Origin of the sequence: Undibacterium sp. TC9W, assembly GCF_049339865.1 — a bacterium.
GTDB lineage: Bacteria > Pseudomonadota > Gammaproteobacteria > Burkholderiales > Burkholderiaceae_D > Undibacterium.
Genome location: NZ_JBMPPJ010000029.1, coordinates 14,089 through 39,803, shown reverse-complemented (window position 1 = coordinate 39,803; position 25,715 = coordinate 14,089). Strand labels below are relative to the sequence as shown.

Annotated in this window: 14 protein-coding genes; 7 read left to right on the top strand and 7 right to left on the bottom strand. The window is 52.1% G+C overall.

From position 1 onward, the window contains the following. The 3 genes from ACO0LN_RS26800 to ACO0LN_RS26790 are packed head-to-tail and all read right to left on the bottom strand — an operon-like array spanning position 1 to position 7,621. Positions 1-3,114, bottom strand: coding sequence for a multidrug efflux RND transporter permease subunit (locus tag ACO0LN_RS26800; RefSeq protein WP_422979210.1), 3,114 nt, complete (start codon positions 3,112-3,114; stop codon positions 1-3). Positions 3,115-3,118: 4 nt separating this feature from the next. Continuing rightward, entirely contained in the window at positions 3,119-6,223 is a 3,105-nt protein-coding gene (locus tag ACO0LN_RS26795) for an MdtB/MuxB family multidrug efflux RND transporter permease subunit (RefSeq protein ID WP_422979263.1), read from the bottom strand. Positions 6,224-6,256: 33 nt separating this feature from the next. Continuing rightward, positions 6,257-7,621, bottom strand: a complete 1,365-nt coding sequence (locus tag ACO0LN_RS26790; RefSeq protein ID WP_422979208.1) for an MdtA/MuxA family multidrug efflux RND transporter periplasmic adaptor subunit — start codon at positions 7,619-7,621, stop codon at positions 6,257-6,259. A gap of 189 nt (positions 7,622-7,810) precedes the next feature. Here ACO0LN_RS26790 and ACO0LN_RS26785 point away from each other — a divergent pair, with 189 nt between their 5' ends. Together ACO0LN_RS26785 and ACO0LN_RS26780 are read left to right on the top strand one after the other, a co-directional pair. Next, positions 7,811-7,957: a hypothetical protein gene (locus ACO0LN_RS26785; RefSeq protein WP_422979206.1), complete on the top strand. Its 147-nt coding sequence runs from the start codon at positions 7,811-7,813 to the stop codon at positions 7,955-7,957. 323 nt (positions 7,958-8,280) lie between these two features. Continuing rightward, positions 8,281-8,649 (top strand): hypothetical protein, encoded by a 369-nt coding sequence (locus ACO0LN_RS26780; RefSeq protein ID WP_422979204.1) that lies wholly within the window; start codon positions 8,281-8,283, stop codon positions 8,647-8,649. Positions 8,650-8,730: 81 nt separating this feature from the next. Here the strand turns inward: ACO0LN_RS26780 and ACO0LN_RS26775 are convergent, their stop codons facing one another. Then, complete coding sequence (locus ACO0LN_RS26775) at positions 8,731-10,302, bottom strand: oleate hydratase (RefSeq protein ID WP_422979202.1); 1,572 nt, start codon at positions 10,300-10,302, stop codon at positions 8,731-8,733. A gap of 290 nt (positions 10,303-10,592) precedes the next feature. Continuing rightward, entirely contained in the window at positions 10,593-10,934 is a 342-nt protein-coding gene (locus ACO0LN_RS26770; RefSeq protein ID WP_422979200.1) for a four-helix bundle copper-binding protein, read from the bottom strand. 365 nt (positions 10,935-11,299) lie between these two features. Between ACO0LN_RS26770 and ACO0LN_RS26765 the strand changes: the two genes are divergently transcribed. Beyond that, positions 11,300-12,103 carry a beta/gamma crystallin-related protein gene (locus ACO0LN_RS26765; protein ID WP_422979198.1) on the top strand — a complete coding sequence of 268 codons (804 nt, stop codon included), beginning with the start codon at positions 11,300-11,302 and terminating at the stop codon, positions 12,101-12,103. A gap of 469 nt (positions 12,104-12,572) precedes the next feature. On the opposite strand, the gene ACO0LN_RS26760 is transcribed toward ACO0LN_RS26765, so the two are convergent. Continuing rightward, positions 12,573-21,359, bottom strand: a complete 8,787-nt coding sequence (locus ACO0LN_RS26760; protein WP_422979196.1) for a GH36-type glycosyl hydrolase domain-containing protein — start codon at positions 21,357-21,359, stop codon at positions 12,573-12,575. Positions 21,360-21,738: 379 nt separating this feature from the next. On the opposite strand from ACO0LN_RS26760, the gene ACO0LN_RS26755 reads away from it, so the two are divergent. The 4 genes from ACO0LN_RS26755 to ACO0LN_RS26740 all read left to right on the top strand — a co-directional run bounded on the left by ACO0LN_RS26755 (position 21,739) and on the right by ACO0LN_RS26740 (position 24,063). Then, positions 21,739-22,125 carry a DUF4398 domain-containing protein gene (locus ACO0LN_RS26755; protein ID WP_422979194.1) on the top strand — a complete coding sequence of 129 codons (387 nt, stop codon included), beginning with the start codon at positions 21,739-21,741 and terminating at the stop codon, positions 22,123-22,125. Between the two features lie 106 nt (positions 22,126-22,231). Further along, a complete protein-coding gene (locus tag ACO0LN_RS26750) occupies positions 22,232-23,164 on the top strand; it encodes an OmpA family protein (RefSeq protein WP_422979192.1) in 933 nt (310 codons plus the stop codon). A 30-nt stretch (positions 23,165-23,194) separates the two neighbouring features. After that, complete coding sequence (locus tag ACO0LN_RS26745; protein ID WP_422979190.1) at positions 23,195-23,779, top strand: BON domain-containing protein; 585 nt, start codon at positions 23,195-23,197, stop codon at positions 23,777-23,779. Between the two features lie 92 nt (positions 23,780-23,871). Next, on the top strand, positions 23,872-24,063 hold the full coding sequence (locus tag ACO0LN_RS26740) for a hypothetical protein (RefSeq protein ID WP_422979188.1): 192 nt from the start codon (positions 23,872-23,874) through the stop codon (positions 24,061-24,063). A 167-nt stretch (positions 24,064-24,230) separates the two neighbouring features. Here the strand turns inward: ACO0LN_RS26740 and cls are convergent, their stop codons facing one another. Then, entirely contained in the window at positions 24,231-25,649 is a 1,419-nt protein-coding gene (cls, locus tag ACO0LN_RS26735) for a cardiolipin synthase (RefSeq protein WP_422979187.1), read from the bottom strand. Between the last annotated feature and the right edge of the window lie 66 nt (positions 25,650-25,715).

Here is a 25,715-nt window from a genome sequence, read left to right as displayed (position 1 = left end):
TCATGCAGTATCCAAAGCGCCAGCGCTCGCTACTGCTTTTACTGGTTTTTTCTTGCGACGTAATCTGTCCATGCAGACAAAGACGACAGGCGTGGTGTACAGGGTCAGCAACTGGCTTAACAACAGGCCGCCGACGATGGCGATGCCCAGCGGCTGGCGCAATTCAGCACCATCACCTGTGCCCAGTGCCAGTGGCACGGCACCAAAGATGGCTGCCAGGGTAGTCATCAGTATAGGGCGCAGGCGCAGCAGGCTGGCGCGGTAAATCGCTGCGCCGGCAGTTACGCTGCTGCCGCGGCTGTTTGCTGCATGCTGCGCAGAAATCGCAAAATCAATCATCATGATGGCATTTTTCTTGACGATGCCTATCAGCAGTACCACACCGATCAGGGCGATGATGGAAAAATCAGTCTTGAACAACATAAGCGCCAGCAAGGCACCGATGCCTGCCGAGGGAAGAGTTGAGAGTATGGTCAGCGGATGGATCAGGCTTTCATACAGCATGCCCAGCACCAGGTAGATAGTGATAATGGCGGCCAGCACCAGCAGAGGCTGGCTGCTCAGGGATGACTGGAAAGCCTGCGCCGTACCCTGGAAGCTGCCATGCACAGATATCGGTACCCCCAGTTTGGCGATGGTGTCATTGATCGCATCCACCGCCTGTGACAAGGCGACATCCGGTGCCAGATTGAAGCTGATGGTGCTGGCTGGCGAGCCGCTCTGGTGATTGACGGCCAGAGGCGTATTGGTGGTCTCCACCTTTGCCACGCTGGCCAGGGGTATGCGCACACCTTTGGAGGTAGTGACATACAGGCTCTTCAAACTCTCAGGGCTTTGCAGGTAGGCAGGTGCCAGTTCCATTACGACACGGTATTGATTCAGCGGGTTATAGATGACCCCGATCTGGCGCTGTCCAAAGGCATCATTGAGTGTACTGTCGATGGCGCTGACGGTCAAACCCAGTCTGGCCACGGCATCGCGGTCTATCACCAGTGAAGTCTGTATGCCCTTATCCTGCTGGTCGCTATTCAGGTCAGCCAGTTCAGGTAGTTGCGACAAGGCCTTGCGTATGCGTGGTTCCCAGGTGCGCAGGTCGGTCAGGTCATCAGCCTGCAAGGCGTATTGCCAGGCGGCGTTACTTTGCCGGCCACCGATGCGGATATCCTGTACCGGTGACAAAAACAGATTGGCCCCTGGCAGATGGGCAAGCTTTCCGCGCAGGCGGTTGATAACCTGATCTACACTCTCTTCACGTTCAGTCCTGGGTTTGAGCGAGATAAACATGTTCGCGCTATTGCGCTGACCACCGCCGGTAAAGCCTGTTGCATTGGCCACTGCAGGGTCGGCCAGCACTATCTTGCTGAAGGCATTCAGTTTCTCTTGCATCGAGGTGAAAGAGCTGGCCTGGTCAGCCTGTACGCCACCCATCATCAAGCCGGTATCCTGCTGCGGGAAAAATCCTTTTGAGATCGTGATGTACAGCGACACATTCAGGGCAATCACGCCTGCCAATACCAGCAAGGTCAAGGGCTGATGCCGCAAAGTCCAGCGCAGGCTGCGACGGTAACCACGCATCAGGCCACGCTGGAAGCGGGAAAGTGCGCGTGAGAATTTACCCGGTGCCTTGGTTTTTTCCACAGGCCGCAACAGGGCCGCTGCCATCATGGGCGTGGTCGTCAGCGATACCAGCATGGATACCAGGATAGATACCGACAGCACCACCGCAAACTCACGGAACAGGCGTCCGACTATGCCACCCATCGCCAGGATGGGGATGAAGGCTGCAATCAATGACAAACTGATGGAGACTACTGTAAAGCCAATTTCGCGCGCACCCTGCAAAGCCGCTTCCATCGGTGTCTTGCCGCGTTCTATATGCCGCGAAATATTTTCCAGCACGACGATCGCATCATCCACTACAAAACCGGTAGCCACCGTCATGGCCATGAGCGAGAGGTTGTCTATACTGTAACCGAGCAAATACATGACACCAAACGTGCCAGCCAGTGAAACTGGCACTGCCACCGCAGGCAACAGGGCAGCGCGGAAATTGCGTAAGAACGCGAACACCACGACGATGACCAGGCCAAAGGCAATCGCCAGTGTACGCTGCACTTCAGTGATGGATGCGCGTATGGTTGGCGTCCTGTCCATGACGACATTCACATCAATAGCTGGTGCAATGGAAGCGCGCAATTGTGGTAACAGGGCGCGTATGGTATCGACAGTCTTGATGATGTTGGCACCAGGTGCCTTGTTCAATATCAGCAGGATCGCTGGTGTACCGTTCGCCATGCCGTAATTGCGCACGTCCTGTACACTATCGACCACTTCAGCGACGTCGCGCAGGCGCAGTGCCGCACCATTGGCATAGCTGATGATCAGCGGTGCATATTGCTCAGCTTTATAAGACTGGTCGTTGGCGCTGAGCTGCCAGTAATGCTGCTGGTCTTCGACCGAACCCTTGGGGCGGTTGGCATTGCTGGCGACGACTGTGGCGCGTACATTTTCCAGCGAAATTCCATTCGCTGCCAGTTTGTTGGGATCCACCTCTATGCGCACTGCAGGCAGTGCGCCACCACCGATGGTGACCTGGCCTATGCCATCCACCTGTGACAGGCGCTGCGCCAGCACGGTGGAGGCAGCATCATACATCTGGCCGCGTGTCAGCGTCTTGGACGTCAGCGCGATGATCATCACTGGTGCATCAGCAGGGTTGACTTTGCGGTAAGTCGGGTTGCTGGGCATGCCGGACGGCAGCATGGCACGTGCCGCGTTAATGCCTGCCTGCACATCCCGCGCTGCGCCGTCGATGTCCCTGCTCATATCAAATTGCAGGGTAATGCGGCTGCTTCCCAATGACGATGATGACGTGATTTCGTTGACGCCGGCAATACTGCCCAGCGCACGTTCCAGCGGCGTCGCTACAGTGGCTGCCATGGTGTCCGGGCTGGCACCTGGCAGCGAGGCATTGACTGAGATTGTAGGAAACTCGACCTGCGGCAACGGCGCGATAGGCAGCAAGAAATAGGCAATGATGCCTGCCAGTGCCACACCCAGGGTAATGAGTGCAGTGCCGACCGGGCGTTCTATGAAGGGGCGGGAAAGATTCATCTGCTCACGCTGCATTTTCTGTTGCAGGTTCTGAACCTGGCTTGCGGGTAAACCTGCTCGCCAGCGCCGTGAAGCCAAGATAAATCACTGGTGTTGTGAACAGCGTGAGCAACTGGCTGACGATCAACCCACCTACCATGACCACACCCAGAGGGTGACGCAATTCACTGCCCACACCCGAACCCAGCATCAGTGGCAAAGCACCCAGCAAGGCTGCCATAGTGGTCATCAAAATGGGGCGGAAGCGCAACAGGCAAGCCTTGTGGATGGCTTCACGCGGGTTCAGGCCTTCTTCACGCTGCGCATACAGGGCAAAATCGATCATCATGATGGCGTTCTTCTTGACGATACCGATCAGCAGCACAATACCGATGATGGCGATGATACCCAGATCCAGCTTGAACGCCAGCAAGGCCAGTAAGGCTCCCAGGCCTGCGGACGGCAAGGTAGAAAGTATGGTTAGCGGATGTATATAGCTCTCATACAAAACACCCAGCACGATATACATGGTGACTATCGCAGCCAGTATCAGCAAGAGTGTGCTGGACAAGGATGCCTGGAAAGCCAGTGCCGCACCCTGGAAGCTGGTTTCTACGCTGATGGGCAAATGCAGGGCGGCTTCTTCTGCCTTGATGGCATTGACTGCATCACCCAATGCAGCACCCTGGGCAAGATTGAAGGAAATAGTCGCGGCAGGGAATTGTGCTGCATGGTTGACCGCCAGCGGGGCTATCCTTTCCACCACTTTGGCGATGGAAGACAGTGGCACCTGCACACCATTCGTGCCCGGCACATACAGGTTATTCAAGGCTTCCATGCCCACTTTATATTGTGGTGCCACTTCCAGAACCACGCGGTACTGGTTACTTTGGGTAAAAATCGTCGAGATCAGGCGCTGGCCAAAGGCGTTGTAGAGCGAGTTATCTATCGCTGCCACGCTGACACCAAAGCGGCCCGCGGCATCCCTGTCTATATCTACATAGGCTTGCAGTCCCAGCTCTTGCTGGTCACTGGCGACATCGGCCAGTTGTGGAAGCTTGCGCAAACGTTCGAGCAGGGCAGATGTCGAGCGCGACAGTTCAGCAATATCGGGTGAACTCAGCATGAACTGATACTGCGTCTTGGCTATCCTGTCTTCTATGGTCAGGTCCTGCACTGCCTGCATATAAATGGCGATGCCTGGCACCTTGCGCGTCAGCTCAGCCAGGCGTCTGGCGATCTGGGTAGCAGAGATCACGCGTACATTCAAAGGCTTCAGCACGATCAGCATGCGGCCTGCATTCAGGGTGGCGTTTGCACCATCCACACCGATAAAAGACGACACGCTTTCCACCGCCGGGTCAGTCAAAATCACGCTGGCCAGCTCTTGCTGGTGTTCTGCCATGGCGGCAAACGAAGTGGATTGCGCTGCCTCGGTAATGGCCTGTATCTGACCGGTGTCCTGGACAGGGAAGAAACCCTTGGGGACAAAGATGTACAGCAAACCAGTCAGAGCCAGTGTCGCCACAAACACCAGCATGGTGGTTTTTTGCCTGTCCAATACCCAGGTCAGCATGCGGCCATAGCCTGCAATGGTCTGGTCAAACATGCGGCCCACGGCGCGCTTGACAGCGCCAAAGTCTTCTTCTTTTTCATGATGCAAAAGACGGGCGCACATCATCGGCGTCAGCGTCAGGGACACGAAGGCAGAAATCAATATCGAGACGGCCAGGGTAATCGCAAATTCATGAAACAGGCGGCCTACCACATCGCCCATGAACAGCAGCGGTATCAATACCGCAATCAGGGAAACGGTGAGAGAAATGATGGTGAAGCCGATTTGCTGCGATCCCTTCAAAGCTGCTGCCATCGGCGATTCGCCCTCTTCGACATAACGGGCGATGTTTTCTATCATGACAATCGCATCATCAACCACAAAGCCCGTCGAGATCACCAGCGCCATCAGGGTCAGGTTATTCAGTGAAAAACCTATCATGTACATGACGCCAAAGGTGCCTATTAGTGACAGGGGTACGGCAACACTGGGGATAATGGTCGCTGGCACACTGCGCAAGAAAACAAAGATCACGAATACCACCAAGCCTATGGCCAGCAGCAATTCGATTTCCACATCATCGACTGAGGCGCGTATCGTGGTTGTTCTGTCGCTCAGGACCCGCACATCGACAGAACCGGGCATGGCAGCCTGCAAGCTGGGCAGCAAGGCTTTCACACGATCTACTGTCTGTATCACATTCGCGCCAGGCTGGCGCTGCACATTGAGAATAACAGCTGGTGCCTTGTCTGCCCAAGCCGCGAGACGCATGTTCTCGGCATCATCGACCATGGTGGCAACATCTCGCAGGCGTATGGGGTTGCCGTTCTTGTAGGCGAAAATCAGGTTGGCATATTCAGCCGCACTTTTCATCTGGTCATTGGCATCAATCGTCGAGGCGCGTAAAGGCCCATCAAAACTACCCTTGGCCTGGTTGACATTAGCGCTGCCTATGGCAGTGCGCAAATCATCCAGCGAGAGGCCAAGGTTAGCCAGTGCCGTTGGATTGGCCTGTATCCTGACAGCAGGTCTGCGCCCGCCCGCAATGCTGACCAGGCCCACGCCACGCACTTGCGAAATTTTTTGTGCCAGACGACTCTCGACCAGATCATGTATGCGTATCACTGGCAGCGTGGTAGATGAGACCGCAATCGTCAATACCGGTGCATCAGCAGGGTTGACCTTGCTATATACCGGCGGCATCGGCAAATCGCTGGGCAACAGATTGCTGCCAGCATTGATGGCGGCCTGCACTTCTTGCTCGGCAACGTCGAGCGACAAGCTCAACTCGAACCGCAGGGTGATCACAGAGGCACCACCAGAACTGGTCGATGACATTTGCGCCAGGCCCGGCATTTGTCCAAACTGGCGTTCCAGCGGTGCCGTGACCGACGAGGTCATGACATCCGGGCTGGCACCCGGATAAAGCGTGGTTACCTGTATGGTGGGGTAATCAACTTCCGGCAATGCCGCGATAGGTAACAGACGGTAAGCCAGCAAGCCGGCCAGCAAGATCGCCAGCATCATTAGCGAAGTTGCGACCGGTCTTTCAATAAACAGACGTGAGGGGTTCAGGGTAGCCATGATGTGATGATGAGCTGAGCGCCCTTATTTCCTGGTTTCTGCTGCGGAGGCCGGGGCGGGAGCTGATGCCGCTGCTGGCGCTGAAGCAGGTACCGGTGCCGACGCAGACCCGGAAGCAGAAGCGCCGCCTCCCTTGCGTCGTTTGCCACCACCCCCGCGAGGTTCATCACTGCCGCCAGGTCTGGCTGATGCCGCGATGACTTCCACCTTGCCACCATCACGCAAACGGTCTGCGCCATCGGTCACCAACTGGTCGCCTGGCCTGAGTTCTGCCTTGACGGCCACCCAGTCACCATCGGTGGCCAGTGTGGTGACAGGCTTCAGCGTAACTACACCGCCTTCACCGACGACATACACAAAATTGCCTACGGTACCGCGCTGTACCGATGCGACAGGCACTGCCAGCGCATCTTTCATGGTATCGAGTTGCAGGCGTACATTCACAAACTGGTTGGGGAACAGACCATTGTCCTTGTTGGGGAACAGAGCCTTGACCTTGATTGTGCCTGTCGTCAAATCTATGCTGTTATCGGTATTGGCGACACTGCCTTCTGCCAGGATATTTTTTTGTTCCCTGTCCCATGCTTCTACCCGCAAAGGCACATCGTTCTTCATTTGCTGGCGCAATTTATCGAGGCGTACATCGGGGATGGCAAATACAATCGCAACCGGCTGGGTTTGCGTGATTGATACCAGACCATTGGTGTCTGAGCTATGCACGATATTACCCAGGTCAGCCTGCTTCAAACCGGCCAGGCCAGAGATGGGGGCGGTTACGCGGGTATAACTCAATTGCAATTTGGCATTATCGACCGAGGCCTGGTCAGACAGGATGGTGCCGTGCAGTTGCTGCACCAGTGCTTCCTGCGTATCCATTTGCTGTTTTGGAGCTGCCTGTTTTTCGACCAGGTCTTTATAACGCTGATAATCGAGCTCGGCATTTTTTAACTGCGCCTGGTCACGCGCCAGGGTACCCTGTGCCAGTGACAAGGCAATCTGAAAAGGCTTGGGATCTATCTGTGCCAGCAACTGCCCGGCCTGCACAGCCTGGCCTTCCTTGAAATAAATCGCCTTGAGTTCGCCATCTGCCTTGGTGCGCACAACAGCGGTGTTGGCGGCAGCAATATTGCCTATCGCCGTGACAATGAGGCGTATGTCGCGCTTTTGCGCAGGCACGACTGATACTGGTTGCACTCTGTTGCCTGCATCACGTCCACCGCCTCGCTTACTTGAATTCCCTGAATTTCCCGCATTTCCTGGAAGACCACTACCCGCATCTGCTGGCGTGCTGGCATCCGTGCGGTGGTAATACCACCAGCCACCCGCTGCGGCAGCGATTACGACCAGTACGGCAGTCGCCGATTTCCAATTGACGATTCTTGATGTCATCTTAATGCCTTCACACTGTCAGTACTAAAACGAATAGCAAATTAATTGGTATCCATGCGTATCTTGCAGAGAACTTCTGGCACCCAACGCAATTCACCACGGGGTGAAAAGTGAGCGGCACAGTTTATTTCATGAGTTTGAATAGCGCAAAACAGACGCTTACAGCGGGAGCAATACAGCAGGAGCGATGTGGCTATATCAATAGTTGCCTATGCGCGCAGCAATGTCAACGATAGTCTGGCGCGGGAAAGACAGACACATACGCATGCAATCCCGCAAGTAAAGAACCGCGCGTCACCGGCAACGGCGATCATTCTCTCAGGAAATAAGTTCTAGTTGAAACCATACTATCGGAAAACAGGGATTCTATTCAAGGTGGAATTCAATTCGTTACGAAAGTGAGAGAATACGTTACTTGCGAGGGCATGCATTAGGTTAATAATATTTCCAGACATTAGTGGACTGTAACAGTGGAAATCGGAGTGCCTGCCATGTGCGCGACGATCATGGCTGCGTTGCAAATACTCGCGATAGTCCCGCTATCGCTGTGGTTTGCGCCTTGCCCTGATGCGCCGGGAACATGTCCTTCACTCTCGATTCCACTGTTACAGTCCACTAGGTAAGTGTTCGCTTATTTATTTGCTTTTAAGGATGCATGCTTGGAAAACACTATATTTTCAGAATTGAAGTTTTGGCTCATGATGATAGCCTCGGTGGTCATGCCTTTTGGCATCTACAGCTACCTGATATTAAAAAAAGCCATCTCCAAAAAAACCACCCTGGTATTTGGTTTTGCCCTGGTTGCCATTGCTGGCATGGACGTCTATTTTCTCAAGGTACTCTCAGCCGCAGCAAAACTGTCGCCCTCACTTGCTGACGATACGATATTTGTCTCGGAGATTTCACTGGCCCTGTATCTCGTGCCTGCCATGTTCGGTGGCATCGGGGTCAATATCATTTCACATGTGCTGATCAAGCATCTGGATGAGGCTAACCAGCGCTTCCAGAAAGAACATCCAGACACATGAGTTTTGTGGCTGTTAAAGGGCATCAGTTGCTATGCAATGCAGCCCCTCCATGAAAGGCTGCATTGCGGTTGGACGCAGTGCTTATTTAAACGCTTTGACCAGCGCCTCAAACTTCGTTCCCAGCGATTTGTCATGGGCCGTAATTGGCGGTATTTCGCGATTTACACCCAGCAACTGATATACCGCCATCTGGGCAGCACGCACTGAATATTCCACCGTAAAGACCACATCATCCGGCACTTCGACAAACTGGCTGATGAAAGCAAAGTTTTTTGTACCTGGTGGCACAGGCAAAGGCCGGTCACCAACAGAGCGGGGCATGAACATACTGGTGATATAAGGCATGCGGCAAGGGATGCAATTGGCATTGTCAAACACTTCTGCATCAAAGCGCAGGTGACCCAGCAATTCCTCAAGGATTTCTGCGCCGCTGCATTCGCTCATGGGTTTCGTCACAAAGTCACCGATGCGGTCAGGGTAGAGTGCATAACCCCAGAATACCTGGACACCAGCGGGCTGGTTGATGAAATGTGGCTGGTGCGCCAGCACGATGGACATCAGCCAGTTGGAGTCCTTGAACGTCACCAGTCCGCCAGTGCCCGCTTCATTGCCGCTGAATTTTTGCATCAGGTCAAAGAAACGCGGATCCTTGAGTGTGACCGTGAACGATTCCCACCACGACTGGGCGATGCAGGTATTAAAGGCTGCCGGGTTGCCCATCCCTGGCCTTTCAGCCGCAAGCTGTTCCCACAGGCGCCAGCCGCCGCTATCCATCTTGCTGCGCTTTTCCGGCGCACTGCTCATTGAGCCCAGGCTGGACGCGTCCGTCATGGAACCGTTTTGCAGGAAAACCAGATCACCATCAGCAACGGCGATGCTTTCTTCCACGCCGTCACGCAGACATTCGAGACCAGTAACCAGGAACTGCTCATTGATCACAGTATGCGTCAGTTTTTGCACCTGGCAATTCGTGATGAATTGCACGCCATTTTGTTTCAGCCAGGTTTGCAGTGGCAAAACCAGCGAATCATATTGGTTGTAGATAGTGCGTTTCACACCAGCCAGAGTTTCTATGCGCGAAAATTCCATCATGAATCTGTGCAGATAGCGTTTGAACTCAACAGCGCTGTGCCATGGCTGGAAGGCAAACGTGGTCGCCCACATGAACCAGAATTCAGTTTCAAAGAAAGAGGGTGACAGCCAGTCAGTAATCGTGCTGTTGCCCATCTCAGTCTCATCTGCCTGGCTCAGTTTGAGCAATTCCATGCGGTCTTGCATGGAGAAACCCATGGACGACACCGGCACCTTGGCGCGGCGCTTATCTACCAGCCTGGCCTTTGAGTTGGACTTGTAATGCTCATTGAACTCTACCGTTTCTTCAAATACCGATCTTCCTGGATTATGTAGCGAGGGTATGGATTTGAATAAATCCCAGGTACATTCATAATTGTCGGTCGTCAGCATGCGGCCACCGCGTAATGAGTAACCTTGATCTGGGTTGCCAGCGCCGTCAAGGCTGCCGCCGAGCAGGGACGTGGCTTCAAGAATGGAGATATTGTCGCCCTTGATTTTTCCGTCACGTATCATGAATGCGGCTGCAGCCAGGGAGCCGATGCCACCACCGATCAGATATGCTTTTGTGTTGAGAGTCATAATTTCCTTAAACTATATTGATGTGTTTCGCTTTGACTTATTTGGATGCATGTCGATGCATGTTGATATATGTGGACGTATATCGATGTATTGCCATGCTTACACGCAAGCAGGCGCATGTTTTGCGCTATGACAAACAAAGACAAACAAAGTAGATAAACGTGCTGGGCAAATGTAGTCAGTGGGCAGGCACAAGCCTGCCCACCAAGACAGCAGATGTGCCGTAACAAGTTTTAAGCTTGTCTCAACATTACCAGACAGTGATCTGTCAGATCACTTCGTAGCCAGACCTACATGGATGTGCAACTGTCCGCGCAAGTGCGGCAGGCCTTTGCACACTCACTCATCATGCCGTCGGCATCGCTATGGGCTTCGCAAAATGTGGCGCAAGACAGGCAAATTTCTGCGCATTCACGGGCCAGGTGCATGTGGTGTGGAGAACGGCGTGCCATGAAATCTGCATGGACCAGGCAAATCTGGGCACAATCAAGCAGGCTGACAAGGTGTAGTACTTCACTATGGTTGCTGTCGCCATGCATGACATGGGCGGCAGCCGTAGTACAAATGCGATGGCACGCCATGCAATTGGCCAGGCATTGTTCCATTTTTTCATTAAGGGGTGTGAGTTTCATGTTGTTTCTCCTGATTGACTGAGTGTGGTCAAGTTAACAAAGGCCAGAAGCCAGGGACATGGGAATTTATACGCCGCATTGCCGAAAATGAATGTGCGCTGACGTACATGGCAAGGCGTGACTGGGCTTTATAGAATGATTCCCCTAAGAAATCTACATTGCGATTCATTGAGTGAATTTGCTTGAAAGAAACTGAAATGTGTATGTGTGGCAGCGTACAGAACTGGTTTGTAAAAAATGGGATGCTATGATTCATGGTGCCCCGGTATGGATATGTCGTTCATGCTGGCTCTCTTGCTAAATCTGAATGGCGGAATAGAACCATCCCCCATAGCTTTGTTCAGATTTCAACCTTGGAGAAATAAATGAAACAACAATTAAAATTCATCATCGGCGTGTCAAGCTTGTTACTGGTTGCTCATGCGAGCGCACAAATCGTATTCTATGAAGGCGAAGGCTTCCGTGGCCGTACCTTCAGTGCCAACGGCACACAAAGCAATTTCCGCAACAGTGGCTTTAATGACCTGGCATCCTCTGTAGTTGTCAATGGTGGCCGTTGGGAAGTCTGTGACGATGCCAATTTCGGTGGCCGTTGCATGATCCTGAGCAAAGGTAGCTACGATACGCTGTCCGGCATGGGTATGAATAACCGTATTTCTTCCGTTCGTCCAGTCAGTGGCAGGGGACGTTATGATAATGAGATGCAGGCACCTCTGAGCTCGCCAAATTATGATTACCGCCGTCGTCCAAACGAAGGTGTGTATGACGCGCCTGTGACATCTGTACGTGCAGTGGTAGGCCCGCCAAATGAGCGTTGCTGGATAGAACGCCAGCAAGTTCAAGCTGAACGCAGTGAGCCAAATGTCGGTGGTGCCATTGCTGGTGCCCTGATCGGCGGTATCCTGGGTCATCAAGTCGGTGGCGGCACTGGCCGTGACCTGGCAACTGCTGGTGGCGCAGTCGCTGGTGGTGCACTGGGCGCAAACGCTGGACGTGGTAATGGTGGCACCTATGATCGCGACGTACGCCGTTGCCAGACAACTGCCAACACGACACCGCAATACTGGGATGTAACCTATAACTATCGTGGCGTAGAACATCACGTACAGATGAGTTCTCCTCCAGGATCTACTATTGCTGTGAACCGTAATGGCGAACCAAGGCAATAAGTAGTTTTTCAGTAGATTCAATCAGTAATTTCAATTAAGGGAAGCCAGATACTGCAAAGTATCTGGCTTTTTTTATCTGTGATGAGGAATAAGTAGCTCTATCTGCATTCATGAGTACCGGCTACAAATTCGTACTTGGTAATAAAAATCATTGCCCTGAATTAGCGACTGTCATTTCCTCACTGGCTGCCTCAATGGTCACATGACCTTAACCTGCAGGAGCGGCTTCAGCCGCGAATCCTCAATACGGCCCAGATGTTCGCGGCTAAAGCCGCTCCTACGGAGCCGGGCAAGTTTTGAAATGACTGGGGACATTCAATTAGCTAGGCTACAGGATTTTTACAAAAATCACGCACACTGCTCATGAAAAACCCGCCATTGCTGTTGCGATGGCGGGTTTTCAATTTGGTGATCAACTCTGGAATAAGCAAATTGCTGACTGAGTAATTCTCCTCAAAAAATTCTCAGATCATTGCTGAACCGGCTTTACATAATTAAGCTCCACAGTATGTTCACGCTGATCATCCAGCAGAGGTATCAACAAATCTCCCATGGCGACCTCATCGACAAACAGCAGGTTTTGTCCGTAAGCGACATCCCTGAGTTTGACCGTGATCAGGTAGGTGCTGCTCAGATGTTGATAACGCAGGCTGAAGTTGGTCCATCCTTCCGGTACGCAGGGCGTCAGGCTCAAGTGCTTGCCTTCACGTTTTAATCCCAGCAGAGATTCCATCATGAAGGTATACATCCAGCCAGCTGATCCTGTGTACCAGCTCCAGCCACCACGGCCAGTATGTGGTGCTACTGCATACACGTCGGCACAGATGACATAGGGTTCCACCTTGTAGCGGGCAACCGATTCTGGCGAATTACCATGGTGGATAGGATTGATCATGTCAAATGCTTCCCAGGCACGGGCTGCATCTCCCATTTTTGCAAATGCCATGCCGGTCCAGATTGCCGCATGGGTATATTGCCCGCCGTTTTCACGTACACCAGGCACATAACCACGGATATAACCGGGGTTTTGTCCCGAGCAATCAAAGGCCGGATCCAGCAACTGTATGATCTGCTTGTCGCGCCGCATCAGGCGTTTATCCAGAGACTGCATGGCCTGGTGTGCCCTTTGCGGATTTGTTGCCCCTGACAATATCGCCCAGCTTTGCGAGATCGAGTCTATCTGGCATTCTGCATTTTGTGCCGAGCCCAGTGCAGCGCCATCATCAAAATAGGCGCGTCTGTACCAGGCGCCATCCCATGCATTGTCGTCAATGTTCTTTGCCAGCCGACGCGCCTGCTCAAGACAACGGCTGGAGAATTCATTGTCATTGCGGGCCAGAGCAATCGCAGAGAATTTTGTCAGAACCTGATGCAGGAAGAAAGCTAGCCAGACGCTTTCCCCTTTGCCCAGATGACCGACTTTATCCATGCCATCGTTCCAGTCACAGGAACCAATCAAAGGCAAACCATGGCTGCCAAAGCGCAAGCCATTTTCTATGGCCTTGACGCAATGCTGATACAGACTGCCAGTGTGTGGTGATCTGCCAGGCAAGTCGTAATAGGAATCTTCTTCCTGGTTGACGAGGCGGCCTTCGAGATAGTGCAATTCTTCATCCAGAATACCAAAGTCGCCAGTGCTGTTGACATAACGCGCCACTGCCAGAGGCAGCCACAGATAATCATCAGAACAATGGGTGCGTACGCCGCGCCCTATCGGCGGATGCCACCAGTGCTGTACATCACCCTCGACGAATTGATGGGCGGCTGACAACAGCAATTGTTCGCGCGCCAGCGTTTGCCTGGTGTGTACCAGCGCCATACTGTCCTGCAACTGATCACGGAAGCCAAATGCACCGCCAGATTGATAGTAGCCGCTACGTGCCCACAGACGGCAGGCGATGGTTTGATACAGCAACCAGCCGTTGGCAAGCAGGTTCATCTCCTGGTCAGGCGTGTTCACCTGTACTACACCGAGAGTATCGCGCCAGTAATCATGCACTTTATTGAGTGCCTGTTCTGCCGCCGCAATACCGCGGTGTTGCTGTATGAATTGTGTGACATTGGTGTGATCGGTCATGACCGTACCCAGCACAAATACCAGTCGTTTTTCCTGTCCGGGGCTTAATTCAAATTCTTGCTGGATTGCTGCACACGGGTCAAGACCGGCCCCGGTTTTGCCTGACAATCGTTGTCTTTCCAGCGCCGCCGGTTTTTGCAGGCTGCCATTGCGGCCGATAAATTCATTACGGTCACCAGTGACACTGCGGTTACCACCATCCAGATCAAAAAATGCCCTGCGTCCCGGGAACTCGGTGTTGTAAGGGTTGCGTGCCAGAACACAGCCACTGGCCGGATCAATTTCTGTCGCGATATGCATCAGGGATTTAGGCCGCAGATCACCCAGTACCCATTCCACATAACCGGTCGCTGACAATTTCCTTTGTTCTTCAGAGACATTGGTGACGCGCAGTATGGAATATTTGGCCGCCGTGTCCATGGAGACGAAGACCGTCAATTCGCTACGTATGCCGTGTTCCTCATGAGTGAAAACGCTATAGCCAAAACCATGGCGGGTGACATAGTCACCACTGCCGCGGCAAGGCAGGGCAGTAGGTGACCAGTAGGCACCGGTGTCTTCATCGCGGATATAGAAAGCTTCACCACTGCTGTCGCTGACAGGATCATTATTCCAGGGCGTCAGGCGGAACTCATGGGCATTTTCACCCCAGGTATAAGCTTGCCCGCTCTCAGAAATGACAGTGCCAAATTGCGGGTTGGCCAACACATTGACCCAAGGTGCAGGTGTGACCTGGCCTTCGCGCGTGGTGATGATGTATTCACGGCCATCTTCAGAAAATCCACCTATGCCATTAAAGCTTTGCAGTTTTTCTGGCAGCTTGCCGTTATTCCTGTTCTCGCCTGACTTGTTGGCCAGCGGCTGATATCCAGATTGTGAATATACCTGGCGCGAAGGCAAGAGCTTGGGTACGCGCAGATCCAGTACATCACGCCGGCTCAGTTGTTCCATGAGACTGCCGCGGTGGTCATTCAGAATGACGCGCGCAACCGCCTGGAACAGGATTTTGTCTTCGACTGAAATCTGTTCCGCCATGCGGACAAAGATACCACCCGGCCTTTCTATGGCGTGGGTACCAATGACAGACGAAATCATGCCCATGATCTGTTCCTGCAAGGCCTGGCGGTAAGTGGCGTGGTCTTCATTCCAGATCACCAGATCTACAGCCAGCCCTTTGGAACGCCAGTAGGCATGGGCCTGTACCAGTTGCCGCACCAGCTCTATATGTTCCTGCTGGTTGATTTGCAACAGTACGATAGGCAAGTCACCAGAAATGGCATAGCCCCATAAGCCCGACTGACCGCGGTGGTTGCGGCTCAACACACTCGCATCGGCACGCAGCAACGGGTTCATGTAGATGACGGAGTTTGCCATGCGCCCATAGAGCTGTGCATCGGCTTCGCTGATATTCAACTGACGCAAGACAATCTGGCTATGCGTCCATGACAAGCCTATGACGCGGTCCGCCAGATGCTGATCCTGGTATTTATCGATCAGCGCCAGGCACAGGTCACGGTTTTCTGCGACACCGGTGACAACATCGAAGGTGGCAATCTGTTCTGGTTCCAGCGTAATTTGATAGCGTATGGCAACCACCGGGTCAAGTACAGAACCCTGGCTGTCTGACAGGCGTTCTACGCGCATGGCTGCAGGCGCTTCCAGCGTATTGCCACGGCCTATGAATTGCGCCCTGTCGGTTTCATAAGAAACATTGTCTGCCGTAGCACCATGCAGGGATATCAGGTGGAACATGCTTGGTATTTTCTCGTCCATGGAACGAGGGCGGCGGGTACAGACTATCGCATGCTGGTCATGCAGGATTTCAGTCTGCACAAACAATTTGCTGAATGCCGGGTGCATGGCATCTGCCGCTGCAGGCGCGAGCACGACTTCTGCATAGCTGGTGAAGTCTATCGTACGGCGGTTGCGTGAACGGTTGGTAATGCGGGTACGGCGCAATTCGATATCATCTTCAGGGGAAACGACGATTTCGGTATGCATTTCGAGATTATTGTCACTGCGGCGGAATTCTGCCCGGCCTTCAGAGAAAATCACTTCATAGTTGGCAGAAGGTACCAGGCAAGGCTGGAATGCCGTGGACCAATATTTGCCGTTGCTGGTGTCGCGCACATAACAGAAAGTACCCCAGTGGTCGCGGGTGCTGTCTTCATTCCAGCGGGTGATGGCAAGATCGTTCCAGCGGCTATAACTGCCGCCAACGCTGCTGATCATGACATGGTAACGGCCATTCGACAGCAACTGTACTTCCGGCGTGCGGGTATTGACATGGTGCAGTACGCGCAAAGGTGTTTCCTGTCCGGCGCCGGCGCTGCGTATGTCTGCCAGCTCAGTCGTGTTGGAATACACAGCGGTGGCCTTGGGCACGCGCTCATGCAGCAAGGACATGGTGGCCTGGAACAGGGGGTCGGATTCAAAGCGCTTTTGCAAAGGCTTGTCGAGCAACAGGTAAGCCAGAGACAAAAAGCCCATGCCCTGGTGATGCACCATGAATGAACGTATCAAGGCATGCGCCTGCCCACGTGGCAAGCGAGAAGGCGTATAGTCTATCGCCTCAAAGAAGCCATATACACCTTCAAAACCCAGCGATGCCAGTTGTTCCAGATTGCTGCAGGCTTTTTCTGGTTCTACCATCAATGCCATCATTGAGGCATACGGCGCGATCACCAGATCATCACCCAGCCCGCGTTTAAAGCCGAGGCCAGGAACGCCAAAGGCGCGGTACTGGTAATTCAAATGCGCATCAAAGGTGTTGTAACCTGATTCTGAAATTCCCCAGGGAACATTGCGTTGTACGCCATATTCTATCTGGCGCTGCACGACTGAACGGTAAGTCTGTTCCAGCAAGGTATTCTGGAAGTTTGGCATGACCAGCAAGGGCATCAGATACTCAAACATCGACCCGCTCCAGGACAACAGGATAGGTTCTCCACCTGCAATCGTCAGTTGGCGGCCGAGTGCAAACCAGCTCTCTTGTGGAATCTGGCCTTGCGCGATAGCGACAAACGTGGCCAGGCGTGCTTCTGATGCCAGCAAATCATAGCAGGCTGCATCGCGCCGGCGCTCATTGACGTTATAGCCTATGGTCAGCAGGTGGGTGTTGGCATCGTACAGGAACTCATATTCCATCCTGGCAAATTCGCCAGTCTGCTGCACCAGTTGGCCAATTTGCTTTATGCGGTCTGAGGCGCGTTTGCTGGCAGTCATCAGCATTGCTGCCAAAGTAGGATTTTTGCTTCCCGCCAGATTGGGTTGATCAAGCGACAAGCTGTCGTCTCTTGGTGAGTTATGTGAATAACCCAATTGCGCCAATACTTTTAAAGTTGGAATCGCATCAAGCTGCGGAAAAGCTTGCAGCCAACTACCTGGCTCTGGCAGTGTCAGCCAAGGTGCGAGATAGACCAACTCATCGAGTTGTGCATGGGTTTGTCTGCTCAGCGCACTTGCCCATACGTGGGATAGATTATCTGCCACCACGGTGTGGCTGGCAAGATAACTGTCAGCATGATGTTTCAGGCGTTTCAGGCAGTCATAGATGACGATCAGTGAAGTTGGTGCGCTCAGACACAGCACATCAAGATCAGTTTTAAACTCTGCCAGCCTGCCTGCGACGTGCTCACCAACGGTGTTGCGCAATATCAGGTAAGTATCATGCAAGCCGCAAAACAGGCGTGGCTGGCAGATAGGAGCATCTGACAAAGCTGACAGGCCAGGGCGCAGGGTCAGCAAATGGCCGGCCAGATTGCCGCTATCTACTGTTGAAATATACAAGGGTTGCAGCGGTTGTAGCGTCTTGGTGTCGTACCAGTTATAGAAATGATCCTGGTGACGTTCCATTTTGCTCAGGCTGGCAAACGTATCTTGCGTACGCTGCAATAGCTGACCTACCGGGATGTAGCCAAAATCATAGGCCACCAGATTGGCCAGCAGCGACAAACCTATATTGGTCGGTGAAGTGCGGTGAGCCGTTACGTTGACAGGATGGAACTGTACATTGTCAGGTGGCAGCCAGTTGTCTTCGGGCCCGACATAGGTTTCAAAAAACAGCCAGGTTTTGCGTGCGGTCGCTTGCAAAAACTCTGTTTGTTCCGTGCTTAATTGAGACACTCGCTGTTGCTTTTCACGGCTCATCAGATAAGCAATGACAGGCGAGATAAACCACAGCAACAAGATCGGTGCTGCTGCGCGCAAGGCAACTGGGTTGATATAGTCGAGGAAGAAAAATACTGCAACAGAAAATAACGGCGCGATCCACATGCTGCGAAAATTATTCCAGACAGTATTCTTGAACTGATGATTGCTGATGGTAGAAGGGTTCCATTCCAGCAAACGCCTGTGCGAAATCAATACACGCCATTGCGTGCGCAAAATGGCATCAAGATTGATCCAGGCTTCATAGGGCAAAAATACCAGACTCAGTGAGGCATGAATAAAATGTTGGGTACTCGACCGCAGCAATGACAGCAGATGCTGACGGAGGAAAACATCGTCAGGTTTTTGGGTCAGGTTAAATACGAATCCACTGGCAGCAGGTATCAGTAAAAAACCAAGAGCTGCCGCCGACCATAACCAGGCATGCGGCAAACCGCTCCAGGCGATAACCAGGAAGGCGACAAGCGCCAGCGGCACCAAGCTGCGACGCAGGTTGTCGAACAGCTTCCAGTGCGATAGTGAGGACAAGGAATTGGTGCGCTTGACGGGTTTGCCAGTAACTTCATCCTTGGGGCCTGGTACTTTGGGTAATAACCAGGACGCGATCTGCCAGTCACCCCGTATCCAGCGATGGCGGCGACGTATATCAGCCAGATAGCTTGATGGATATTCTTCATACAACTGCACATCACTCAGCAGACCAGCACGGGCATAACAGCCTTCCAGCAAATCATGGCTGAGGATACGGTTTTCTGGCATGCGATTTTTCAGGGCATGCTCGAATACATCGATATCATAGATACCCTTGCCGATGAATGAACCTTCATCAAAGACATCCTGATACACATCTGACACGCTACGTGTATAAGGGTCAATACCAGCTTCACCACCACACAACAATTCATAATAAGAAGCGTCGCTGGCGGGCAGGCTGACTGCGACACGCGGTTGTAGAATTCCATAACCGTCTGTAACCCTGTGCAGCTTGTCATCGTAGTAGGCACGGTTGAGCGGGTGGGCTATGGTTGCCACGAATTTGCGCGCCGCATCGCGTGGTAATTCCGTATCGGTATCCAGGGTAATCACATACTTCATGTTCTCCAGACCGGCCGTATTACCAATGATACGCATGAACGCATCAGCTCCCGTGCCGCGCAAGTAGCTGTTCAGGGCGGCCAGTTTGCCTCGCTTGCGCTCATACGCCATCCAGATTTTTTCTTGCGCGTTCCAGACCCGTGGTCTGTGCATGATGATGAAATGGTCTCCATCTGGACGCGGATATTTCGTGTTAAGTGCCTCTGTGATATTGCTGATATGATCCAGCAGTTCTTCATCCGTTTCCAGGGTCTCGGTCGCTGCATCAGGAAAATCAGTCAACAGGCAAAAACGCAGATTGGCATCGCTATTGGCCAGGAAACGTACTTCCATGGCTTCTGACAAGGCATCAATATTCCGCACATTGAACAGCATCGTTGGCACTACTACCAGGGTGCTTGCTTCCAGTGGTATGCCTTTGGAAAAATCCATGCGAGGCAGAGGCCGCGGCAGAGCAACGAAGGTAGCCAGCCAATTAACCATGGACAGCGCAAACTGGCTGCTGGCAATCAGGCTGGCAGCGATGAAGCCAGCCAGCAAGTAGGGATTGACATCAGCATACCTGACCTGGTTCAACAGCAAGCCTGTGGTTGCTAGGCTGATGATGACTATGCTGCCCAGATAAATACTCAGGGCAGAATCACGGATAGCGTGCTTGATCGATTCCGGTAAGGCATGTTGCATTGCCGTAGAGCGCTCAAGTTCAACCCGGCCTTTGCCGATCAAGAAATAACCTATATGGGCACTGCGCGCATCCTGACCATATTTGTTGGCCGCTTCGCGGGCGAAACGCAAGGCATTGTGGGCGACATCGGCTTCTGAGAAACCGCTGCCTTTGGCAATTTTCTCTACCGCATGGCGGTACAGATCGCGTGTCGAAAAATCCATGTGCGTATAAATGGCTGCGGGATCTTCACGCAGACAACGATCTACCACACTCATGCTTTCGACAAAATCACGCCAGTCCATAGACGTCAGCAAACGCAGGCTACCTATGCTGTTGCTGATGGAAATCTGGTCAGCCGCCTGATGTTGTGAATCAAGGTGTACCAGATGTTCTATGGTATCGCCAGTTTCTGCCAAGCGTTGCGATAACCAGTTCAATGGCAGGGCAAGAGCGGGCCCCTGACCTTGCAGCCTGCGCATCATTTCGGCAACGAAAGAGCTGTCCAGGGGCGGCTTTGAACGTGACATGTCGGCAACCAGCAAGATCAGATTGCTGGGGTCTTTCTCTGCAGTCTCAGTCATTTCCTCTGCCCATTTGGCGGCGAGGTTGCGGTTATTGTGGGTGGTTGTCAGATTGGTTGCCACCCGGCGCAAATTTTCTATCAAGGCCAGACGCAGCATGATGGGAATGGCCCACAGCTCACCGAGCTTTAATACCGAGACCAGTTGATAAGCGCTGATGAAACGGCTCAAGTTTTCCGGATCTACCCTGCCGTCGCCATGCGAAATGGTTTCCAGTGCAATGTCATACACGCGAGGCCGTCCGGCTGAATTGCCGCGCAACAGACGTGGCAGTTCCTTGCTGTAATTCTTGGGTAAATGGCGTTTTGCCGTGCGTATCTGTTCTTCAATCAGATAGTAATTATCCAGTAGCCACGCAGCGGCGGGGGTGACGGGTCTGCCTTCCTTGATGGCTTCTGTCAGCAAGGTACAGGCATTCATGATCACTTCCTGATTATCAGCCAGCCGGGCCAGGAGTTGATCTTGCCCAAAAACAGTGCTGAGCTTATGGCTGTTCGCCAGTATGCGGCCATGCTGTTCCATTTGCAGGGCACTGTACAAGTCGGCACGCAATGGTAATTCGGCTCCGGACTGGGAGACATAGGTTTGCAAGCGCAACTGACCATGTTTCCAGACGTTTTTAAGCTGATGGAGGCTGGACGACAGCATATCTTTAGCTGATTTCAAATCGCACACTTCTTTCTTTTATTGGGATTTGCCAGTGACCGTAGTGAGTGGTCATCTCTGCCACACCTTTGGTCATCTATGCATTTCTGAATTGCGTATGCAAAAAAGATGGTATGACCTATGGGAGCGGCTGTGCTTTGATAATAAAACGTCAGCGGGGGAATGTAAGTTCGTTAGCGTACATACACTATTGGGCCACACATCTCATAGTACTTTACATAGAGCGGTGGAAACGAGTATCTGTACCGCTCATTTGAAGTGTGCGGCAACGAACAGACCTGGTTTTATGTTGAGCGGTATAAAGACGGCGAAGATCACAGAAAATGTGACTTAAATGGGGTTTGCAAGAGCACAGATACTTATCTACTGGAGAATAAAAATGAACAAAAACTTGAAAACTGGTCTTTTGGCAGTATGCAGCGCCAGCATGGTCATCATGATGGGTTGCGCCAGCAGCATGAAAACACCTGCTACGGCAGAAGTTGCCGTCTCTAAAGAAGCAGTCGATAACGCTGCTGTCGCAGGTGGCAGTGAATTCGCACCAGCAGAAATGAATTCTGCACGTCAAAAAATGGCGTTGGCAAACAAAGCCATGCAAGACAAAGATTATAAGCTCGCCAGTGACTTGGCAACACAGGCTCAGGCTGATGCCAAGCTGGCACAAGCCAAAGCTAACTCTGCAAAAGCAGAAAAAGCTGCCAACGCGCTGCAAGACGATATCCGCGTTTTGCGCGAAGAGCTTCAACGCGCAAACAACAAGCAATAAGAACACTCAATAAGAATAAGTAATAAGAATAAGCAACAACAATAAGCAAAAAAAATTCGTCAGCAACTCTACTGCAGAGTCTGCCATTACATTTTAAGGATACATCATGAATAAGAAAATATTTGCACCCATCGTCCTGATGACGGCAATGCTGCTTTCCGCTTGCAGCACAGCACCAAAAACTACCAGTCTGCTAGACCAGACACGCATGGATTATCAAGCAGCCCAAAATAATCCAAATGTGCTTACCCTGGCTCCTTTAGAAATGCGGCAGGCCGATGTGGCAATGAACGATGCCAATAAAGCGGCCAAAGACAATGAAAGCTCAGAAAAAATTGATCGTCTGGCTTATATTGCCAAACAAAAAATAGGCGTGGCTCAAGAGCTGACCAAGCAAAAACAGGCAGAGGCTGCCGTTGCTGATGCTGCTAAAGCGCGTGACCAGATCCGTCTGGAGCAACGTACCAACGAGGCTGACAGAGCAAAAATGCAGGCTGACCAAGCCAAGGCACAAGCTGATCAGGCCCGCCTGGCTGCGCAGATAGCACAAGGTGAAGCAGGTGAAGCCCAGCGCAAGGCGCAGGAAGAACAGGCAAAAGCACTGGAAATGCAAAACCGTAACGCCGCCTTGGAATCACAACTGGCTGACTTGCAAGCCAAAACGACAGTGCGCGGCATTGTGATCACTCTGGGCGATGTGTTGTTCGGTGTGGATCAAGCCAAACTGAACCCAGATGGTATGCGTACCGTTCAAAAGTTGGCGACTGTATTGCAAAATAATATGCAAAGAACAGTGCTGGTCGAAGGACATACTGACAATACTGGCACACAGGCACATAACCAGGATTTGTCAGAGCGTCGTGCCAACGCGGTACGTAGTGCGCTGGTGTTGATGGGTGTATCGCGTGATCGTATCGAAACCAAGGGTTACGGCGAAGCCTTCCCTGTTGCTGAAAATAATACAGCGCAAAACCGCCAGTTGAACCGTCGTGTAGAGATCATTTTGTCTGATGTCAACGGCAAGGTCTTGCCACGCTAATTGCAGGAATCAAGAAAGAAAGGAAAGATCATGAGCTACATAATGCATACTAAATTGCGTACCAAATATATCTTGCCCGTGCTATCTGCTTCTTTGCTGATATTGGCGGGTTGTAATAAGGCGCCAGATGGCACGGCAGCAAGCGCCTCAACTACTATCGGTGTGGAAATTGATGACTCTGTCATTACCACAAAAGTCAAAACTGCGTTGATGTCTGATGACATCATCAAAGGCGCAGACGTAAAAATTGAAACCCGCAAGGGCGAAGTTTTACTGAGTGGCTTTGCTGATAATCAGGCACAGATTGACCACAGCGTTGCTGTGGCGATGGCTGTGCAGGGCGTCAAGAAGGTCGATAACAAACTCGTTCTGAAGCAGGGCACGCAAACCGTCGGCAACAAGATAGACGACAGCGTCATTACTGCCGGTGTCAAAACAGCCATGTTGCAGGATACGCAGATGAAAAGCATGGACGTTGCCGTAGTTACCCGCAAAGGTGAAGTGCAACTGAGTGGTTTTGTTGATAATGAATTGCAGGCAACGCATGCCATTGAAGTGGCCAAAAGCGTCTCTGGTGTGCAAAGCGTGATCAACAATCTGAAAGTTAAAAACTAGTCATTCCTTTGACATGTCTTTATCGCTTCACACTTCCCCGCATTCTTCATTGGTGTGGGGAAGTTTTACTTTATCCATGTGAGAAAAATATCATGACAAATGAATTGAACGAAAAACCTGTACCTGTGAAACCCGAACCAGAACAGAAGAAGAAAGACATCAAGAAGAAGGAAGATGATCTGGATGAAGCGCTGGATGAAAGTTTCCCGGCCAGTGACCCCGTGGCTGTTTCAATCACCCCGCAGAAAGTGGCAAAGATACCGGCATCTGACAAGAAGAAATAATAGTTTTCGCTGAGTGGCAGGATGTGAATTAATTTTTCGGATTTTCCCGCACCTCAGCCAATGAAAAACAGGTGTGCGCTTTTATCAAGCGCACACCTGTTTTATTTTTATTGCTGTCATCAGTTAGTGGCCACGAAGCCGATAGCAAGAAGCACCACTCTGCGCAATTACAACCAGTATTCAAACCGCCTGGCCAGCCATTCCTTGAGTTTGTTCATTTGTGGACGCTGTTGCCAGGTTTCCAGAGTGATCTCGGTAGATAAACGCAAGTCTTCCTTGAAGGCGTTTTCCATTGCCACTGCAAACTCAGTATCGATGACGACGATATTCACTTCTTTATTGTGCAAAAAACTGCGCGTATCTATATTGGTGGAACCTACTGTTGACCATACTTGGTCGATGACTGCGGTTTTTGCATGCAGCACGGAAGTATTCAGTTGATACACCTTGATCCCGCCTGCCAGCATTTCATTGTAAAAGGATTGGCCGGCATGAAACACCAGGCCGCTGTCAGTCACGCCAGGCATGATGATTTTCACATCGACCCCGCGCTTGGCTGCGGCAATCAAGGCTTTCAATATTTGTGCATCCGGCACAAAATAAGCGGAAGTGATGTGGATAGTGTCGCGTGCTTCCTGTATCGCCAGTAAATAGGCTTTGTAGATAGCCGGGTTGCTGTCAGGTTCACTGGCAAGTACGCGCACCATCTTGTTGCCCTGGTTTTTCAAGGCCGGGAAATACAATTTGTCTGCCGGTGATTTATCATCGACACTGAGCCAGGTATCAAGAAATATCCACTGCAAGGCCGCAACCGCAGGGCCGGTCACCTGGATATGGGTGTCACGCCAGCCCACTTTATCAGGGTTTCGCGATTTAGAGCGAAATAGCGAGCTATTCGCATAAGTGGCGCTGATGTTGACACCACCAGTGAAAGCGACTTCGCCATCGACGATCAGGATTTTCCTGTGATCGCGCCGGTTCGGTGACCATGGGCCTTGTAACTTGGTGGGGTTGATGGGGTTGAACGCCAGCAGTTGTATGCCAGCGGCTTTCATGTCATCAAAGAATTTTTGTGGCGTACCTATGGTGCCTACGCTGTCATAGATGATATTCACCTGCACACCGGCTTGCTGCTTTTCTATCAGCAGTTTGGCAAATTCCAGGCCAAGCTCATCCTGGTCAAAGATATAGGTTTCCAGATTAATGTGGTCTTTCGCTTGCCGTATCGCTGCCATCATGGCTGCCATGGTTTGCGGGCCGTCAAATAACAAAGTCACCTGGTTGCCAGCAATTAGCGGGCTGCCGGTGACAGCTTCTTCCAATGCGGCCAAAGCCTGCATGTTCGCCAGTCCGGTACCAGAATTTTTCCAGCGCTGCCGCATCAGTGCCTGCGCTTTTGAGGTGCTGAGTTCGCCCTTGGCATTATTGATGGTCGGTTTTGCATCAGCCGTTTTCTGTGGATGGTCAAGAGCCGGATCGAGGTAATTGATTTCTGGCAGGGTACTGCAAGCATTAAACATAAGGACAGTAGCGATGCTTGCTGTGCCCGTCGCGAGGACGCGGGTGACCTTACGCTTGGCGTTCATAGTTAATCCTTACCAAATCTTGTTGCGTCAGCAGTAGCGTAGCCAGGGGTACAGTTTGCTGATTGT